Origin of the sequence: Pigmentiphaga sp. GD03639 (genome assembly GCF_029845405.1) — a bacterium.
GTDB classification, from domain to species: Bacteria; Pseudomonadota; Gammaproteobacteria; order Burkholderiales; family Burkholderiaceae_B; genus Pigmentiphaga; species Pigmentiphaga daeguensis.
In genome coordinates this window covers 1-1,965 of sequence record NZ_JAOCLR010000069.1, presented here as the reverse complement: position 1 = coordinate 1,965, position 1,965 = coordinate 1, and the positions used below count along the sequence as shown (strand labels likewise).

The 1,965-nt window shown below is 61.7% G+C and carries 4 protein-coding genes; all 4 read left to right on the top strand.

Translation table 11 applies throughout. From position 1 onward, the window contains the following. Positions 1–186: 186 nt before the first annotated feature. The 4 genes from N5K27_RS28785 to N5K27_RS28770 all read left to right on the top strand — a co-directional run bounded on the left by N5K27_RS28785 (position 187) and on the right by N5K27_RS28770 (position 1,963). On the top strand, positions 187–306 hold the full coding sequence (locus tag N5K27_RS28785; RefSeq protein WP_279821000.1) for a JAB domain-containing protein: 120 nt from the start codon (positions 187–189) through the stop codon (positions 304–306). Between the two features lie 559 nt (positions 307–865). Continuing rightward, positions 866–1,513, top strand: a complete 648-nt coding sequence (locus N5K27_RS28780) for a DNA methyltransferase (protein ID WP_279820998.1) — start codon at positions 866–868, stop codon at positions 1,511–1,513. Further along, positions 1,510–1,761, top strand: coding sequence for a hypothetical protein (locus tag N5K27_RS28775; RefSeq protein ID WP_279820996.1), 252 nt, complete (start codon positions 1,510–1,512; stop codon positions 1,759–1,761). The genes N5K27_RS28780 and N5K27_RS28775 overlap by 4 nt, the downstream gene beginning before the upstream one ends. Before the next feature lie 4 nt (positions 1,762–1,765). After that, complete coding sequence (locus tag N5K27_RS28770) at positions 1,766–1,963, top strand: hypothetical protein (protein ID WP_279820994.1); 198 nt, start codon at positions 1,766–1,768, stop codon at positions 1,961–1,963. Positions 1,964–1,965 lie beyond the last annotated feature (2 nt).

Here is a 1,965-nt window from a genome sequence, read left to right as displayed (position 1 = left end):
ACTCCAGATATCCCCTGAGCTGTTGGCTACTTTTTGGATAATAGTAACAAAACGATTCTCCGCATCCACGGCACTTAGACACTTACCCGTGCGGAATGCTCGAAGAAATAGACTATGCAATATTCGAGTCCCCCCTACTGGACAGCCAGAATCGCCTAGTCGAATACCTAGAGATGTTCGTGGGGCATCGAGGCGCTCACCCGACAATTGACCGAGGCGCTGAAATTGGTCGATTTGCGTCTATCAAGGCATATCATCGTGGCGGACAACGCTACCCTGTCGATGTCTGGACCCGGCCTGATTTAAGCGGCATCGCTTCGATCTTCCTTGACCTGCGCTGCCAGGTGTCGCGAAGTTCTCTGATTGGCCCCGACTCGTGCGTCGCCCGGCGCTGCCAGGCCGCGCTGTCGTGCTCGCGCATCGAACCCCCTGCGGGGTTTCGCCCCAGTGGGCTTCCATCGTTCCCTCGCTGCGCTCGGCTGACGCCTACGGCCCGGATTCCCCGATCCGGGCCTGCGCGCTTCGCTTGCGTGCAGCCAGCACACAGGGACGGCCGTTGCCTGTCCAGCCGTCTCCCCTGACTTCATCACCTTGTCCGCGACTGTAGCCCGCTCCCGTGCGCCGTCAAGGCGCGCAGGGCCGTGTCCTCGGCTACGCCTGCGGGCCGCACCACCCCTGCGCTTTCCTCCTTGACGGCCCCCGTCCGCGCGCTCCTGACCGTCGCGGGCGATGAACTCAGGAAAGACGGTGGCAACGAGGCCAGCCGGGTTCGTCGTGCCGACCGCACAGAACCCCCGAAAGGCGGGCTCCGAATCTTGGAATCCGGTGTGCGGTGAACAGCCAACCCTTCAGTCAGGAGCATGACATGAGCCGTATTGTTCTCGGGGACTGCTTAGCCGTTTTACCAACGCTGCCCGATCAATCCATAGATTTCGTTCTCACCGATCCGCCTTACCTGGTGAACTACCAGGATCGAAGCGGCCGCCGCATCGCCAACGACAAAGACGGTGCCTGGCTGCTACCTGCGTTTCAACAGATTCATCGCATTCTGCGCGATGACGCCTTTTGCATATCGTTCTATGGCTGGAACCGCGTGGACCGTTTTTTCAGCGCCTGGCGCGCCGCGGGTTTTCGCGTGGTCGGCCACATTGTTTTTGCCAAGCCATACCAGTCCAAGGCCCGGTTTCTTCGCTACCAGCATGAGGCCGCCTATCTGCTGGCCAAAGGACAGCCGGCCCTGCCAGCCAAGCCGGTGCCCGACGTGTTGCCGTGGAAGTACAGCGGAAACCGCCTGCATCCGACACAGAAGCCGGTCGAGTGCCTGGCTACGTTGATCGAGACATTTTGCGCGCCGCACGGCATCGTCCTCGACCCCTTCGCCGGCTCAGGTTCGACATGCATCGCAGCACGGCAGACCGGCCGCCGCTTCTTGGGTATCGAACTCGATGCCACGTACCACGCAGCCGCCACGGCCCGCCTGAATACCACGTTTGCCGGGAGGGCTGCAGCATGAACCGCGAAACGAACATGTTTGACGGGCTGAAGGCGTATCTCACCGGGTACGGGCGTCCCAATCGCAGTGCACTTGCCTGCATCGCCGAGTACGTGCACTGGCCGAAGGCGGCCCAGCGGGAAATCGAGCGGCGTACGACGGCCATCCTGGCCAGCCTGCCCGACGATGAGGTATGCGCCATCGCCCGGCGGGAGGTGAACCTGTGCAAGCTCGCCCGGCAAGTGCAAGCGGAACTCGACGAGGAGTAGCGACATGGCAAAGCCCCTTCTTTCATCCGCAGCGAAGCGTGAGATTGCCGAGATTGCCCGAGTGCATTTGGATATCGAAACCCTCGAAGCGCGTAAGCGCGACAGGCTGGACTTCCATAACCTCGCCGTCTGGAGCGTTCGGGCTGCACTGGAAGCGGCATACCTGGCGGGCATGGTAGACCACCACCGAAGCCGCGAATAACG

Excerpts from the sequence above, each read along its gene's own strand:
- N5K27_RS28780 (WP_279820998.1), top strand. The coding sequence starts at position 866 with ATGAGCCGTATTGTTCTCGGGGACTGCTTAGCCGTTTTACCAACGCTG.
- N5K27_RS28775 (WP_279820996.1), top strand. The coding sequence starts at position 1,510 with ATGAACCGCGAAACGAACATGTTTGACGGGCTGAAGGCGTATCTCACC.
- N5K27_RS28770 (WP_279820994.1), top strand. The coding sequence starts at position 1,766 with ATGGCAAAGCCCCTTCTTTCATCCGCAGCGAAGCGTGAGATTGCCGAG.